At 66.7% G+C, this 15,684-nt stretch carries 14 protein-coding genes; 4 read left to right on the top strand and 10 right to left on the bottom strand.

The genetic code is table 11. The features are described 5' to 3' along the window. Position 1: 1 nt before the first annotated feature. The 3 genes from nrdF to BLIN9172_RS04965 all read left to right on the top strand — a co-directional run bounded on the left by nrdF (position 2) and on the right by BLIN9172_RS04965 (position 2,896). Entirely contained in the window at positions 2-973 is a 972-nt protein-coding gene (gene nrdF, locus BLIN9172_RS04975; protein ID WP_025778726.1) for a class 1b ribonucleoside-diphosphate reductase subunit beta, read from the top strand. A 365-nt stretch (positions 974-1,338) separates the two neighbouring features. Next, complete coding sequence (locus tag BLIN9172_RS04970; protein WP_009881981.1) at positions 1,339-2,655, top strand: tyrosine-type recombinase/integrase; 1,317 nt, start codon at positions 1,339-1,341, stop codon at positions 2,653-2,655. Beyond that, positions 2,642-2,896, top strand: coding sequence for a helix-turn-helix domain-containing protein (locus tag BLIN9172_RS04965; protein WP_308297939.1), 255 nt, complete (start codon positions 2,642-2,644; stop codon positions 2,894-2,896). Before BLIN9172_RS04970 ends, BLIN9172_RS04965 begins: the two co-directional genes overlap by 14 nt. A 56-nt stretch (positions 2,897-2,952) precedes the next feature. Here BLIN9172_RS04965 and BLIN9172_RS04960 read toward each other — a convergent pair whose 3' ends face one another. Both BLIN9172_RS04960 and BLIN9172_RS04955 read right to left on the bottom strand, forming a co-directional pair. Further along, entirely contained in the window at positions 2,953-3,303 is a 351-nt protein-coding gene (locus BLIN9172_RS04960; RefSeq protein WP_009881985.1) for a hypothetical protein, read from the bottom strand. A gap of 10 nt (positions 3,304-3,313) precedes the next feature. After that, positions 3,314-3,706 carry a hypothetical protein gene (locus BLIN9172_RS04955; protein ID WP_009881986.1) on the bottom strand — a complete coding sequence of 131 codons (393 nt, stop codon included), beginning with the start codon at positions 3,704-3,706 and terminating at the stop codon, positions 3,314-3,316. Between the two features lie 231 nt (positions 3,707-3,937). Here BLIN9172_RS04955 and BLIN9172_RS18060 point away from each other — a divergent pair, with 231 nt between their 5' ends. After that, positions 3,938-4,672, top strand: coding sequence for a DUF6349 family protein (locus tag BLIN9172_RS18060; RefSeq protein WP_009881987.1), 735 nt, complete (start codon positions 3,938-3,940; stop codon positions 4,670-4,672). A gap of 65 nt (positions 4,673-4,737) precedes the next feature. Here BLIN9172_RS18060 and BLIN9172_RS04940 read toward each other — a convergent pair whose 3' ends face one another. The 8 genes from BLIN9172_RS04940 to BLIN9172_RS04905 all read right to left on the bottom strand — a co-directional run bounded on the left by BLIN9172_RS04940 (position 4,738) and on the right by BLIN9172_RS04905 (position 15,643). Beyond that, complete coding sequence (locus tag BLIN9172_RS04940) at positions 4,738-5,334, bottom strand: hypothetical protein (RefSeq protein WP_009881988.1); 597 nt, start codon at positions 5,332-5,334, stop codon at positions 4,738-4,740. An 11-nt stretch (positions 5,335-5,345) separates the two neighbouring features. Then, the gene (locus BLIN9172_RS04935) at positions 5,346-5,810 is read right to left on the bottom strand and encodes a single-stranded DNA-binding protein (protein ID WP_009881989.1); all 465 of its coding nucleotides are present in this window, start codon (positions 5,808-5,810) and stop codon (positions 5,346-5,348) included. A 103-nt stretch (positions 5,811-5,913) separates the two neighbouring features. Continuing rightward, complete coding sequence (locus BLIN9172_RS04930) at positions 5,914-10,896, bottom strand: helicase-like domain-containing protein (protein ID WP_009881990.1); 4,983 nt, start codon at positions 10,894-10,896, stop codon at positions 5,914-5,916. Positions 10,897-10,937: 41 nt separating this feature from the next. Further along, entirely contained in the window at positions 10,938-11,492 is a 555-nt protein-coding gene (locus BLIN9172_RS04925; RefSeq protein ID WP_009881992.1) for a hypothetical protein, read from the bottom strand. Between the two features lie 231 nt (positions 11,493-11,723). Beyond that, positions 11,724-13,508: a TraM recognition domain-containing protein gene (locus tag BLIN9172_RS04920; protein ID WP_009881994.1), complete on the bottom strand. Its 1,785-nt coding sequence runs from the start codon at positions 13,506-13,508 to the stop codon at positions 11,724-11,726. Beyond that, positions 13,505-14,083, bottom strand: coding sequence for a hypothetical protein (locus tag BLIN9172_RS04915; protein ID WP_029416642.1), 579 nt, complete (start codon positions 14,081-14,083; stop codon positions 13,505-13,507). The genes BLIN9172_RS04920 and BLIN9172_RS04915 overlap by 4 nt, the downstream gene beginning before the upstream one ends. 107 nt (positions 14,084-14,190) lie before the next feature. After that, the gene (locus BLIN9172_RS04910; RefSeq protein ID WP_035278257.1) at positions 14,191-14,607 is read right to left on the bottom strand and encodes a hypothetical protein; all 417 of its coding nucleotides are present in this window, start codon (positions 14,605-14,607) and stop codon (positions 14,191-14,193) included. Positions 14,608-14,881: 274 nt separating this feature from the next. Beyond that, positions 14,882-15,643: a class I SAM-dependent methyltransferase gene (locus tag BLIN9172_RS04905; protein ID WP_009882001.1), complete on the bottom strand. Its 762-nt coding sequence runs from the start codon at positions 15,641-15,643 to the stop codon at positions 14,882-14,884. Positions 15,644-15,684: the final 41 nt, after the last annotated feature.

Below are 15,684 nucleotides of genomic sequence, written 5' to 3'. Positions count from 1 at the left end.
GTTGGAGAATCTGACTCTGGCATCGCATGTCGATGCCATCAATTGGAACCGCGTCGTCGATCCGATCGATGATGAGGTCTGGGATCGCCTGACCGGCAACTTCTGGCTGCCGGAGAAGGTCCCGCTGAGCAACGACATCCAGTCCTGGGCGACTCTGACCGATGATGAGAAGACGCTGACGATGCGCGTCTTCACCGGTCTGACCCTGCTCGATACGATCCAGGGCACTGTCGGTGCGATCTCGCTCATCCCTGATGCGGTGACCCCGCACGAAGAGGCTGTGCTGACGAACATCGCGTTCATGGAGAGCGTCCACGCGAAGTCGTATTCCTCCATCTTCTCGACCCTGTGCTCGACGAAGGAGATCGACGAGGCCTTCCGCTGGTCGCGTGAGAACAAGTACCTGCAGTCCAAGGCCGATATCATCCTCAGCTACTACCGGGGAGACGATCCGCTCAAGCGCAAGGTCGCCTCGACGCTGCTCGAGTCCTTCCTCTTCTACTCGGGCTTCTACCTGCCCATGTACTGGTCGGCACACGCCAAGCTGACGAACACTGCTGACCTCATCCGTCTGATCATCCGCGATGAGGCCGTGCACGGCTACTACATCGGCTACAAGTACCAGAAGGGTCTCGAGTCGCAGTCCGAGGAGCGCAAGCAGGAGCTCAAGGACTACACCATGAACCTCATGTTCGAGCTCTACGAGAACGAGGTCGCCTACACCCACGACATCTACGATTCGGTGGGCCTGTCGGAGGACTGCAAGATGTTCCTCCACTACAACGCCAACAAGGCGCTGATGAACCTCGGCTACGAAGCGATGTTCCCCAAGGAGGTCACGAAGGTCAATCCGGCGATCCTCGCGGCTCTCTCGCCGGGCAGCGATGAGAACCACGACTTCTTCTCCGGTTCGGGTTCGTCCTACGTCATCGGCAAGGCCGAGAACACGGAAGACGACGACTGGGACTTCTGAGACCCCGTAGCTTGCTCGAGGCCCGAAAGGGCTGATGGGAGGCCCGGACCTGCAGGTTTCTGCAGGTCCGGGCCTTTTTTCGTGCCTCCATCCGAAGGACAGAGGAGAGCACAGATGAACATCAGTACCCGTTCGGCATGGCACACGGGTGGCACGGACACACCTTCCACCCGAGAGCGGACGCCTTCACACACGCGATTTTGGTGGAGGAGCACCCACAATGTCGTGCCACTTCGTGCCACTGACGACCACCGCGAGGCGGCAAAACCCGAGGCCAGAAGCGGTTTCGAGGAGGCAAGAAGATCTAGTGGCACGAAGTGGCACGACCGTCCGCTCCAGTCCGTTCGAGGCGACTGGAGGACACGATGAGCGCGACGACGAAGGAGAAGAAGGCGTCTCCACGAGAGGCCTGGGGGAGCCTGCGCAAGCTCCCATCCGGTCGATGGCAGGCGCGCTACCCCGGCCCGGACGGTGAGACCCATACGGCGCGAACCGAAGACGACAAGGCCCTGACGTTCCAGACCAAGACGGACGCCCGAACCTGGCTGTCTAGTGTGCACACGAAGATCGCGCTCGGGACGTGGGAGATACCAGAGGTCCAGGCCACACGCCGACGTGCCGAAGCCGAGGCAGAAGCTGCTCGCACGATCGGCTTCACCGAGTACGCCGACCGCTGGATCGAGATGATCCGCACCCAGCCAAATCGCAGCGGCAAGATGCGCTCCGAAGGAACAATCCGTTCCTACAAGGGCAAGGTCAACGGCTACCTCATTCCCGAGTTCGATGACACCCCCATTCGAGACATCGACAAAGAGCGGATCCGGCTCATGACCGACAAGCTGGACAAGATCCCTTCCCCACTCAATCCCAAATCGAAGTTCAACGGAGTCACACGCCCGGTGCTCATCGTTCTCATGATGATCCTGCGGCAGGCCGCCAGAGACGGCATCATCGCCAAGGAACCGGACGTGCCCATGCCTCGGCAGAAGCCTGTTCGCCATGATGCCGACCACGACCCCGGTGAAGACGTGGCGACCCCGGCACAGGTCGAGGCTCTCTACGATGCCATGCCCAAGCGGTGGGCCATCGCGGTCTTGCTGGCCGCTTGGTGCCAGCTGCGACGCGGGGAGTGCCTGGGCTTGCAGCGTCGCGACATCGAATGGCGCCCCGATGGCAGTGCCATCCTCCACGTACGCAGGCAGCTCAACGCGAACACCGGGGACTTTACCGATCCGAAGAGTGAAGCGGGCAAGCGGTCTCTGAGCGTGCCACGGATCATGCGTGATCGCCTCTGGGAACACCTGCGCGACTACGTAGCGAAGGAGGCCAAGGCTCCAGTGATCGCGGCCAGCGTTCAAGGCAGCGTGCCGCTGTCGAACACCCGCTGGTGGAACGTCTGGAGCGAGGCGAAAGACGCCGTGGACGTCATCGACTCAGGGTTCCGATTCCACGACCTACGGCACACCGGCCTCACGATCTTCGCGCAGGAGGGAGCAACGCTCGCCGAGCTGATGAGACGGGGAGGCCATTCGGACATGCGCGTCGTGCTTCGATACCAGCACGCCACGATGGCCCGCGACCGTGAACTCGCAGACCGGATGAGCGATCGCGTGGAGGCTCATCTCCGCAAGAAGGAAAACGGTGAAGCCGCGTCATCTCCGGACGGCGATGGACACCTGTGAGGGGAAAGGACCCTGCTCGCTGGAAGGAACCATCATGGACCAACGTAAACGACCCGATGAGTCCGCGCAGACCCTGGTATCGCTCGCCAACGCGGCGGACCAACTAGGGATCTCCGTCAAGACACTACGACGGCGGATCTCCGATGGAACTATCCATGGGTATCGAGTCGGACGCTTGATCCGGGTGGACCCGGAAGAGCTTCGGCGAAGTCTGATCATCGAGATGCCATCGGTTAGATGATGCACAGAGACGGGGTGAGCGTACATGCTCACCCCGTCTTCGCTGCCACGATCTGGTTATTCCACGTCTGATGCGGTATCGACGTCGGCCGCGATCGCGGCGAGAAAGGTGGAGGCCTGCTTGGCTAAGGCGATCTCACGCTCGCGGGAGACTCCCGCAGTTTCGAGGTCGGCGGGAAGCTGATTCTCGTCGACCAGTCGGGGAAGCTTTGCGCAGAGGACCGCCGCCCGGTGGAGCACGCCGACCGGGGAACCGGCTTGTTCCCAGGCACGGACGATGCTCTGCCGGAGCACATCCGCACCTTCGGTATCGAGAGCCCCGATGCTGTCGAACCCCACGTGCCGGGAGAACGCCCTGCTGGCGAGATTACGTGCGACTTCCTCGTCTCGGGCCGTTGCGAAGTCCATGCCTCCGACTCTAGGGCACCCACCGCTCACCGGGTAGTGTTCCGCTCCGATCCCCGGCAGCGCGAGGGGCTGAGCGTTCTACATCGTCGCGCCGACCACGGGCGCGTTCCTTTGCTCGCACCACGATCAGCGTGACCAGGCTGATCGGTCCCATGATGAGGAACTTCAACGCCGACCACACGTACACGAGGAAGACCAGGTGCAGGAAGCCGGGGCCGCCGTGCTCGATGGTGGTGGTGGCCCACTGCGCGATGGCGAGATAGGGAGCTGCGATGAGCATGGCCGGCACGCCCCACTTCAAACCCGCACGGGTGCGGATCAGGTCGAGCACGATGTTGCTGGGCAACCAGGCCCGCAGGATGCCGCGGGTACGGATGCTGGTGACGAGTATGGCGCGGAGCATGGCTCAGTCCTCCCAGGAGGCGACTCATCTTCGGGAGGGACGTGCCGGGGGCCGGTTCCCCTGGACTGTCAACCACCGCATCCAGCTGGTGCGGCAGCGTAGTTAACTTGTATCGCCTAGATCACATCCTACCAATCCGGGCTGACACAGGGAAGTGCGACTGCGGCCAACCGGCTTATCGGTGCGCCGACCCCTTGCTGCGTACCTGCCCTCGAGAGGGAGGTCAGGATCATGCCAGAACACATCGAGGGACAGTTCGCGTTCGACTTCGACGAGATGGCCCGCGAGGAAGCACGTGCACGCCTGGACGAATGGGGCGGTGCACCGCTGGGGTTCACGCGGGACTACTTCCCGCCCGCGCAGCTTGATGAGGCGTTCGAGCACTGGAAGTTCCTCAACGGCTCCATGGGCTCGTGGAAGCGCAGCCACATGTGGCACCGGGAAGGCTGGAACGGGACCGGCACCGAGTTCGGCGGGCACCGCGGCGAGATCTTCGAAGCCGAGCTCGGCCCCGAGGACGGTCACGAAGGCCCCGGCGGAATGCTGGAGCAGATGATCTGCGAGCCGTGCGAGTGGCACGTGATCGGCGACGAGAACTCCGTCATCGAGCAGTGGCACGATCACGCGGTGCCCGGTTGGCGTGACCTGCCTGTTCTACCGGCGACGATCCGTGTCCGAGATGGCGGCTCGAGCCTGTCGAAGCTGGCCATGAAGTGGATCACCGAGCGCTACCCGCAGCACATGCAGGTTCCCGGCGCGCCGATCATCACCGAGCGCGGGCCCTACGGCACCCGGCATGTGCACCATTACTCGCCGTGGGGCGGCTACGACCTCTCCCACACCGCACTCGAACGCCCCGCCGCACCTCAGGTGCCCTCACGGGCACCGCGACGTGAGCTGCCGCCGTTCGTACCGGCCTCGCAGCCCGGGCAGTCCAGCCCGGCAGGCCGTGCCCTGTCCCAGTGAGACGAGCATACGAGGAGGGCCGGAACCGAGATCGGTTCCGGCCCCCAGACTGTGCGGCGGGTGGGTCAGGTCAGTTCACCGGTCTCGGGGTCCAGCCGAGCGTAGAAGTCCTCCTCAGCCTGTTCCCGGCGGGCGACGTCGGAGACGACGAAGGCCACGAAGTCGGCGTCCCGGTCGGTGATCGCGGCGTCCTCGATCGGCTCGGCCTGTTCCTCGCCGGGCCAGATCGTCTGCCGGGTCGGTCGGTCTCGATCCAGCCGGGTTCCGGACGCGGCGACCCAGTCGCGCAGCCGCTGCCGGGAGTCCGCGAAATCGCGTAGCCAGCCGATCGGTGCCGATCCGTTTTGCTGCGGGTCGTAGGCGCAGAGCCAGTGGATGTGCAAGGCGCTCAGCTCCCAGACCAACTCGGGGTGACGATGCCAGTGCGGCGGGATCACCGCGGCCGGGAGCCCGAAGGCGTGGCGCAGCCAGTCCACCCACCGGTTGAGCTCCAGCCAGGCCTCCTCGGCCTGCTCGGCGGTCAGCAGGTTCCAGTTCACCGGCCCCGGCGGCTCGTCCAGGGCCGCGGGCCCGTCACTGGGCGGGGTGGGCAGGTCCTCGGGTTCGGGCTCGTCCAGCTCGGGGACTTCTTCCGGGCCGGGGGTGATGTCGTCGTCATCCATGAGGGTTCCTCCTACTGGCCCATCGCGACGGTCTCGGGCTGCTGGGCTGGGCGCTCGGGGGCCTCGAAGGCCTGCGCCCGCTGGGCGGTGACTTGCTCCTGGGTCAGGCCCTCATCCCGTGGGGTCCGGTCGACGGTGTACGTCGAGCGGGCGGCGTCGTGGCCGATCTTGCGGGCGACGAATTCTTCGCCACCGACCTGGCGTCCCTCACGCTCGTAGGTATAGGGGCGTACGTATCCGTCGGCGACGAAGCGGTCGCCCTTGGCGAAGGCTTCTGCGGCGTGTTCGGCGCTCTTGCGGTAGACGACGAGATCGTGAAACGACGGCTCGAGCTGTGTGAACGTGCCGTCTTCCTCGCGTCGGTAGTGTTCGATTCCCATCCGGGCGTAGAACCGGGCGACGCCTTGCTGCCCATAGGTCAGTTTGGGGTCCGTGGCGATGAACCCCGAGACCGATGTGCCGGTCTTCATGGCCATGATCCGGCCTCCTTCCTGTGTGCCTGGCGATCAGAACCTCTGCTCGCTGCTGGCAGACAGGTGCACGCCCCGTCCGGTAGTCCTCGGAGGCCAGCGGGGCCGGCTACAGGCGACGGTCGAACCCGCCTGCGGCACTTGAGCGCGATGCCTCCGGTATCGGGTCCGGGGTCCGGGACGGATCGGCTTTGACCCCGAGTGCGGGCCGATGAGCGCGCACTGCCTCGACCGTCAGTTCCCGGCCGCGATCCTGCCCGGTCTGTGGCTGCCCGGGCTGTTGCTCGGGGTTGTTCTTCCGGGTGGCGGCCAGCTTCTTCTCGACCTGTGCGAGGTTCTGCTCCGCCTCGGCCAGGGCCTCGGTGTGCCGGAAGGGCTTGCCGATGCGCTCTTGGGCCTCGGCCAGGGACTGCTCGGCCTCGGCCAGGTCGGATCGGGCGCGCTCCAACAGGGTGGGGATGCCGGAGACTCGGTTCTCGATGCGCTGGATCACTCCCGCCCCGCCGGCCAGGAACGTCTCTCGTCCGACCACGGTGGCGCTGCGTGGGACATCGGCCAGGGCGATTTCGACCGAGGGCTCATCCCCCAAAGACGGGACCGTGGCCACGGTGATGTCGAAGCCGCTGATCTGCCCGAGGGTTCCGTAGTCGCGGCCGATGTGCTTCGGCGCCCACGTCACACCTTCCCGGTGCGCCCACTGGGCGAGGGCATGGCCGGCGTCGGTGCGCGAGTCGTAGCTGTGTCCGGCCAGCGTGATGCGGAAATTCTCTCCCGAGGTGTCGGTGACCTGGCCTGCGGCCTGTTCGAGACCGGTGATCTCCTCCTCGTGCCGGGTGATGTCCTCGCGGGCGCGGAGGCGGGTGTGTTCGAGCATGGACTCGTTTCGGGAGTGGGCGCGCTCGAGGCGGTGCAGCTTGGCGACCTCGGCCTGGATCGTGGAGTGTTCCAGCAGTAAGGGGTTGCCGGAGCTGATCGCTTTGGCCTCGGCGGCTGAGAGCTCGGCGGAGTCGATTTCTTCGACCTCGCGGACATCGAGGGACCCGCGCATGATCTGGGAGATGAACTTCGCTTTGCGCTCCACGGCCTGCCACATGTACGCGTCGAAGCTCTTCTCGGTGACCAGGCGCACCACCCCGACTTCCGGGTTCTGGTTGCCCTGGCGCAGGATGCGGCCCTCGCGTTGGGCGATATCGGAGGGCCGCCAGGGGCAGTCCATGTGATACAGCGCCACCGCGCGTGCTTGGATGTTCGTGCCGACCCCCATTTTCTGGGTCGATCCGATGAGCACCGCGACGTGCCCGGCCCGGGCTGCGGCGAAGAGTTGGGCCTTGTCGATATCAGACTTGGCTTCGTGGATGAAGCGAATCGACTCGCCGGGCATCCCGCGCAGCACCAGTTGAGCGGCCAGCTCGTCGTAGGCGTTCCACTGATCGGGGTTCGGGGTGCCGATATCGGCGAAGACCAGCTGCAGCGCCCCACGGGCCGCGGCCGGCTGCCCGGTGGCCGGGTCGAGGTATTCGTTGTCGCGGGTCTGCTCCCAGACGCGGGCGATCGTATCGGCGGCCACATCGACTTTCGTCGGCCCGGTGGGCTGATCGTCGAGGACCAGGCGGATGTCCAAGGCTGCCTTGCGGCCATCGGTGCTGATGGTCAGCATGTTGTCCTCACGCGGCGTCACCAAGCGGGCGGCGACTTTCTCGGCCCGGTCACCTAGGTCGGCGACGAAGTCTTCGAGCTCGGCGGTGGGCTGGACGACCTCCGTGGACGGGGCGCGGGAGCCGTCGTCGCGCTCAGCGATATCGGGCACCGGAAGCTGGAGGTCCTCGGCGGTTTTCACATCGGCGAAGGTGGACCACATGCGCAGCATCTCCGGGACGTTGGTGAACCGGGAGAACCTGGTTTTGAGCCGGAAGCTGCCGGTCGGGGACATCTCCATGTCCGTGCTGGTCTCACCGAAGGTGGCCGCCCACGCATCGAAGGCCTGCACACCGGCCGTGTCGAGCAGGTCCGGACGCAGGTACTTCTGCATTACGAAGGCCTCGGTGATGCTGTTCGAGATCGGGGTGGCCGTCATCCCGGTCACCACCCGGTCCTTGCCCTGGTCGCGCAGATAGGTCAGCTTCATGTCCAGGTCACTGGCGCGCCCGGAGCCCTCGATCGCGGCATCGGAGATGTTGGACTCCGTGGCCAGGTTCTTGTACATGTGCAGTTCGTCGATGACGAGGTAATCGATGCCTGTGTCCTCGAAGCACACTCCCACGTCGCGGCTGGTGTCCAGGCGTTCCTTGAGCTTGTTCTCCAGGTTGACCAGCTTGCGCTGGATGCGTTTGACGCTCATCGCATCACCGGCCTCGGCGTTTTCCAGCACGCGCCGGAGGTCGACCACCTGTCCGCGGATGTAGTCCTGCTGAGTGCTCTGACGCAAGGGGATCTTTGAAAACGCCGATTGCGTGAGCAGGATGCCGTCCCAGTCGTTGGCCGCGGCGCGAGCAACGAAGGAGCGACGCTTATCGGCGGTGACGTCCTTGCTCGACGCAGCGAGAATCCGGGCCTGCGGGTAGATCTGCAGCCACTCGGAGCTGAACTGGGCGAGCATGTGGTTCGGGATGACGATCAGCGGCTTGCTGATCAGTCCCATCCGGCGCATCTCCATCGCGCCCATGATCGCCTCGGCCGTCTTCCCGGCTCCGACCTCGTGGAACAGGCCGGTGGAGGGTTCGGCGATCATCCGCGCGACCGCGGCCCGCTGATGCGGGCGCGGGGTGAACGTCTCCGCCATCCCCGGCAAGCTCAGGTATTCCCCGGCCATGGAGTAGTCGCGTAGCACGATGTTGTTGAACCGGGTGTTGTACTCATCGACCAGGCCCTTGGCCCGCTCGGGGTCTTCCCACACCCATTCGGCGAACCGGGCCTGCATCGTCTCGGCCTTCTCCTGAGCCGCGGTGGTCTCGGTGGCGTTGAGGACCATCTGGGGTTTGCCGTCAGGGCCTTCGATCTCGTCTTTGACGATGATGGCCTTCTGTTCCATCAGCGCTTGGGCGATGGCTGGGGCCGGACGGCGTTCGGTGCCCCATTCGCTGGTCGCCTGCAGCCCGGACCGGCCCCCGCGGACGTCCCACATGCCCGGCAGCGGATTCTCGACCCGGACCTGCTCGGTGCGCAGGATCTCTGCGAGGAACTGCTGGTGAATGGCGGGACTGATCCACACGGCCCCGAACCGGGCCGTGATGTCCTCGACGCCGAGGTCCTCGGGCTGCACGTCGGTCAGCGCCTCGACGTTAGTCTGGAAGTCCGGGTCCTCGGCGGCGCGGTCCTTGGCCTGGGCGAGTTTCGTGCGCACATCGCCGCTGAGGTATTCCGGGGCATGGACGAGGGCGTCGGTGACTGGGTCGGTGTAGACCAGCCCGGTCAGCGCCTGCCGGGTCTCGGTCTCGTCCATGCCGAGCATGTCCGCGATCAGCGGCAGGTCGATGCCACCGGTGCGATCCAGACTCAGAGCGACCGCGTCGGCCGGGGTGTCGGCACCTTGGACCTCCGCGCGTGGGGCGACGACCCGGCGGGAGAGGATCGTCGCGGGGCTCGCGGTCTGGGTGGAGTCGTCGAATTCCTCCAGCGCGGTCACCAGTGCGCCGAAGGGATCTGAGCGCAGCAGCCGCAGCGGGGTGGGCATGATGCGGGCGTGGGTCTCCTCACCGGCGTCGTTGGTGCGTCCGGTCCGCCGCCAGGAGAAGCGGTTCAAGGGCCCAAAGGTGCCGAGGTATTTCTGGTAGTCCCGTCGCAGGCTCTCCCGGGCCGTGGTGATCTCCTCGGTGTCATCGGCGGTGGCGGCTTCGAGCTTGAGCAGATGCGTGGCCGAGTCCCGCAGTCCCAGCAGGGCGGTCATCTCCCGGGTCGCGTTCTTCGGCACCTTCAACGGCTCCAGGGAACCACCGTTGATCGTGGCGAATCCTCCGTCGTCGGTGGCCAGAATGGTTCCGTCCCACGTCCGCGGTGCGCTGCCGGTGGCGGCCACCGCCGGTGCCTGCCCGACCGGGGTGGTGCGCGCGGTCATCGTCTGGCCTTTACGGCGGGCGGTGAAGGTGATCTGCTCCAAGGTCGTGCGCAGATCCTCGGCGACATGGTCGAGGTCGCCGTCGGCCCGAAGGCTCTCGGCGCCATACATGCCCTGGCTGATGCTCATCGTGCCCAGCACGTGCTCGGGGTGGGTGTCGAAGTAGCCGTTAATCTTGATCTCTTGCCCGTCGAGAGTCACGGGAGTGACGGTCTCCCAGAGGTCATCGGCCGGCGGCTGGTCTTCGTCACGGCGGCGGAAGATCAACACGTCGGTGATCGCCTCCGTCCCGGCGGTGCGCTGATGGGTGCCGGTGGGCAGGCGCACAGCGCCGACGAGGTCGGCCAGCAAGGCCATCTCCCGCCGCGCGCCTGGGTTCTGGGCATCGAGGGTGTAGCGCGAGGACAACACCGTGACGAGCCCGCCGGGGCGGGTCGCGCGTAGGGACTTGAGGATGAAGTGGTTGTGGATCGACTGCCGGGTGGGGTTATCGACCGGATCGTGGAGGACGATCTTGCCGAAGGGGACGTTGCCGATCACCGCATCGAACTGCCCGTGGGCGGGGCGGGTCTCGGCGAAAGACTCCGCTCGAATGTCCGCGTGCGGGTAGAGGTGGCGGCTGATGCTGGCGGTGACCGGGTCCAGTTCCACGCCGGTCATGCGTGCATCCGGTGGGGCCAGGCCGATGAATGTGCCGGAGCCGGAGCCGGGTTCGAGGACCTCTCCGCCGGTGAAGCCCAGCGAGGTCATGGCCCGCCAGAGCTCGGGGGCGACCAACGGAGACGTGTAGTGGGCGTTGAGGGTCGTGCGGGCCGCATCGTCCCACTCCTGCTCCGAGAGCAGAGCGCGCAGTTCCTCGCGCTGCTCGGCCCACTGGTCGTTGCGCGGATCGAAAACTTCCGGGAGGGCACCCCAGCTGGACCAGCCGGCCAGCACGGCCTGTTCCTGTTCGGTGGCCGGGCGCTGCTCCTCGTCCAGGACGCGGGCCAGTCCCAGGGCATCGAGGTTGGCGCTGTAACGTGCCCGGGCACCGGAGGGCACGCCAGGATGGGTGCGCGGGTCGAACCGCGGCGCGGTGGGAGTTAGTGGACTTCGCGCAGGAACCGCACGCTCGCGGCCTCCGTCAGTACCTTCTCGTGCTCCTGGGCGTACTGGCCCGGGATCTCCGCTGCGATCAGGCCCTCGAGGAACCACACCGGCAGGGCCCAGTCCTTGGCTTTCTCCTCCAGCTCGGCTGTCGGCGGGGCCAGGTCCGGGGAGTCCTGAATCCTCTCGGCCCAGCTGACCAGATTCGAATCTGCTGGCCGGGTCTGCTCCCACTCCTCGCGGGCTTCGTCGATCGACAGGCTCGGATCCTGCATCCAGACCAGCTCGTCCATCACGACCTCCTCCGCGATCCGTCGTGCCGTTATTCGGCGCGAGACCTCCTGTAGGTACCTCCCATTCTCTCGCGAAGAGCCCGCCATCGCCAGAGGGGCGAAGCGACCGGTCTCGATCTGGATCGTCAGTTCCACGATCTGGGTCGCGATCTGCTCGCCCAGCTCGGTGAAGAACGTCTCCTGATCCTGGATCTCCTCCAGCCGGTGCGGGGCGTGGCGACGCCAGTGCTCCAGGGCTTTCGTTCCGTAGTGGTTCATCGGTGGCCTCGGCTTCCTGTTCGTCGGTCTCAGCCGGTGTGTTGGTCTCCGGGCTGGTGCGGTCGTTCTCGATCTGTTTTGCCGCCTCGGTCTCCGAGGTGCCCCACAGGTCGAACTCCAGCTGTCCCGGGGCGGGCTGGCGGCTACGCCGTGCCATCGCGGTCTCCTTCCAGCACACCCGCCGGTATCTCGCGCCCGTTCAGGCACAAACGCATCGGGGGTGGGTGCATCTCAGGTGTCAGGGGTGGTCTCGAGCAGGGCCTCGATCTCGGCCCGATCCGTCTTCAGCTGCGCCCCGTCGGTGCGGTCGGGCCAGCGGCGCAGGTCCGTGATGATCGGCGGGGCCGAGCGCAGCAGCGTCACCGCGGTCCCGAAGGGCAGCAGGCGGATCCGCTCGGGCGGCAACACCGCGACCCGGCGGATGGAGCGCTGGGAGGATCGAGATCCGTGATCGCCGAGGGTGACACTGTCGGTGAACTCATCCCGCTCGCCGATCAGGTTGGACAGGTCTTGGAGGTCCTTGCTGTTCGACGCCCCGCCCAACAGGAGTTTGACGATCGCGGCGTCCCAGATGGCGTTGGCCTGATGCTCGTTCCACTTATCCCGAGCCTGGGCCAGGGACTGCAGGACCGGCATCGTGGTGATCCCGGTACCTCCGCCCTCAGCCATGAGCGTGGGCAGCGAGGGCAACGGCGCCAAGTTCGCGATCTCGTCCAGGGCCAGCAGCATCGGCGGGTCCAGCCGGGCTCCGGGAGCCCGTGCTGCCATCCGCCGGGCGGTCTCGATGAGGTCTTCGACCAGTGCTGCCACCAGTGCGGCACTGGCCCCGGCTCCGGCGCCGGTGGCCAGCAGGTAGAGGGTGCCGGACTCGCGGAGGAACGCCTCCGGGTCGAAGTCCTCCCCGTCCCGGGGTGAGACGGCATCGAGGACCCGCGGATCGGCCAGGGCACTCAGCGACAGGCTCACGCCCTGCCAGATGGAGTCGCGGGTGCGCGGGTCGGCATCGATCATCGACTGCAAGGAATCCGCCCACCCTCCGGCAGCCTGCGGCGAGTTGGTCAGGATCGCCACCGCGTCGCTGGCGGCACTGGGATCCAGGGTCCAGCGGAACAGTTCCTCCGGTGGCCGGGCGTCGATGGCGGCGGCGTGCAGCAGGGCCTGCAGGGCCGAGCGGGTCTTGCCCTCCCAGAATCCTCCGCCTTCCACACCGCCCGAGCTCAGCCCGGTCGCTGCGGCCAGCCCGTTGGCGCGGATCATCGCCGTCAGCGGGTCCGCGCAGCCGCGAATCGGCGACCACCGCAACCCGGCCGGTAGGCTCTCGGCGAGGTGCTGGGGGTCGAAGACCGCGACCGGGCCGATGCGCTTGCGCGCCCGCAGGGTCGCGGTGAGGTTGTCCGGGCGGGTGCTGGTGGTCACCACCGCGCCCGGGGCATCGAGGATCGTGTTGATGACCACGTGCAGGCCCTTGCCGGACCGGGGCGGGCCGATGAGCAGGAGGGAGTCTTCGACCGAGGCCCAGACCTGCTTGCCGTGCGAGGTGCCCAGCAGGTAGCCCACATCCTTCGGGGCCGGGTTCTCCAAGGACGGGCGCAGGTTCCCAGCCCGGCCCAGCAGAGCCTTCGGCGAGGTCGCCTGGGCCAGATCCTGGCGGGTGGCGACCCCGGCCAGACGCCTCGGGTCCTTCTCGACCTGCTGGGTGCGACGGCGGATCAGCGACCACACCCAGGTGATCGCCGCCGCGACCGTGGAGAGCAGTAGGGCCGCGACCAGCCAGTACACGATCGCGTTGAGGTCCTCGGCCTGCAAGGCGACACCGGGATTGGTGGGGTGGATGAGGACCAGCGCCCCGGCGGCCGGTCCTGCTTCCGGTGCAGGGCTGCCGGTCAGCAGTGCGGTCAGGGAGCCGGCCAGGCGCAGGACCAGGGCCACGGCGAACAGGCCGATGAGCCCGATGATCGCGAAGGTCGTCAGCTCATCGCCCATGGAGCCGGTCTGGCGTCCGGCCGGGGAGCTCACGAGATCTCCCGCACGACCAGCGCCTTCGAGGTGCGCCCGAGCAAGATGACCTCGCTGATGCCCAGGCCCTCGATGAGGTCGCGGTCGAGCTGGACCCGAGCGTCCCCGGTCTCGGTGGCCTCGACCTGGCCGGTGACCACGGCCACGGCGAGGGCCTCACCGGGTGCGAATCCCATCCGCGTCGCCGTGACCTCCACCGTCTCGGCCTGCCCGACATGGGCCGGTGCCGCGACCTCCTGCCCGTCGTCCTCGCGGGTGGTCTCCACGGCGGGGTCGGCCTCGGCGTCGGGGTCGAGGGGGTCCGGGGCGGGGGTGCGGCGGATGATGGCCGGGACGATGTCGGTGAAGGCGGTCCCGTCGTTCTCGTGGACTTCGACCCGCACCGGGAACGCGCGGTCGTTCGAGGCGAGGTCGATGATCTGCGGGAACGCACCGCGTCGCCACACTCCGGGATCGGGTGGGGGCGGCAGGGGCGTCTCGTCGACCGTGACGGTGATCGTCCCGTCATCGTTGACGTTCAGCATGACGGTGGGCATGGACACCGGGGGCAGGCTGGGGCTGGGATTCTTGCTCATGCAGGCAGGTGCACGCCGGCGCGACCAGGGCCCCACCGAAGCCGCATTCGGAACCGTGGCGGGCAGCAATCAGGCCCGCCAGGAAGAGTCCTGACGGGCCTGCGCGGTTAGAGGCGGTGGCTGGGCGGGGCGGGGCCGGGTCCGGCGCGGCCAGTGGCATCGAAGGATTCCGTCCGGAGGGTCTGGGCCCGCACCGACTGCGCCCAAGCGCGGGCGTGGTCGATAAGCTGGTCGACGTCGGCGGCTTGGACCCTGCCGCTGGCGTGCGTGCTCCACTGATAATCACCGGCCGGCTGGCGGGTTCTTTCTTCGGCCTTCCAGGACCAGGAGGTCGGCAGCCGGTCGGGATCGGACCAGTCCGTGCCGGTGTAGTGCTCCTCGATGGCGAAGCGGGCATGACTCTCGCCATCTGGGTAGAGGACGAAATGCCCGGCTCCGAACGTCTCGGGGTCTTCGTCTTCGAGGTCGATGAACCGGGAGTAGTCGCGTTTGATCTGCTCCAGTCCCGTACTGAGCCGTTTCATGTATCCGGTCAGGCGTTCCCGGTCTGCATCGTAGGTCGGGCTTGGGATGGCCTCATCTGAGGGGGCGGAGCTAGGGTTGATTATCTCTAGGGGCACATCTTCTTGACTGAAGTTCATGCCTCTCAGGTGCGTCCGCCCGCCTTGTCCGCTGGGGTCCACTGTTGTTAGGAATCCTGGCAGATCGTCGCGACTCCTGAAGTCGCGGGGCGATACTGCTCACCGCGGTTGAGGGTGCCCTGGAACTGCCCGGTCCTGGCGAACCCGCGCCTGTGTCCTACGCCGCTGGCCGTCTGGCTTCGATGAGGTGGCGGGTGGAGTGGGCGATGAACGGGCCGTCCTGCTGGATCAGGTCGTGGAGGTCGCAGAGACGATCGTGGTACTTCTCCACGGTGAAGCCGGGCACCCACCAGATCACCTTGCGCAGCAGATACACCATGGACGCGACATCATGGATCTCGATGCGCAGCCTCGACGTCTTCACGTCGACGATCTCCAGGCCCGCGGCCTGGGCTGCGGCGGTCTCGTCGTCGGGGTGGCGTCCTCGCCGCGCAGCCGGTTGCGGGCCGAGGAAGAACTCGAACAGCTCGAACACGCTCGCCGGCCCGACGTGCTGGGCGAAGTAGGTGCCACCGGGGCGGAGGATCTGGGCGATCTCCTCCCACCAGATCGTGGCCGGGTGCCTGCTGGTGACCAGGTCGAACGCCTCGTCTGCGAACGGTAGCGGGGGTTCGTCCGGATCGGCCACCACGACCACACCGCGGGGATGTAGCAGGCGGGTGGCTTTCGCGACGTTTGGCAACCAGGATTCGGTCGCGACCGCAGTGGTGGGAAACGTCTTGGCTTCGGCGAGGACTTCACCGCCGCCGGTCTGGATATCCAGCGACGCCGTGGCCCTGCTGAGCCGGTCGGCAAGCTGCCGTGCATAGCCCCAGGGCGGGCGCTCCTCAGCGGCCCGCCCCTCCAGCCAGGAGAAATCCCACCCAGACACGTCGGCGCAGGCCCCGGCTTCGATCAGGGAATCGAACGTGTTAGCCATGGGGCACATTGTTTCAGACAACGCGGCAACCTGAGCGCGAT

The organism is Brevibacterium linens ATCC 9172 (genome assembly GCF_900169165.1).
In the GTDB taxonomy this organism is placed as follows: Bacteria; Actinomycetota; Actinomycetes; order Actinomycetales; family Brevibacteriaceae; genus Brevibacterium; species Brevibacterium linens.
The sequence above is the reverse complement of the archived record's forward strand: the minus strand, read 5'-3'. Positions and strand labels throughout refer to the sequence as shown.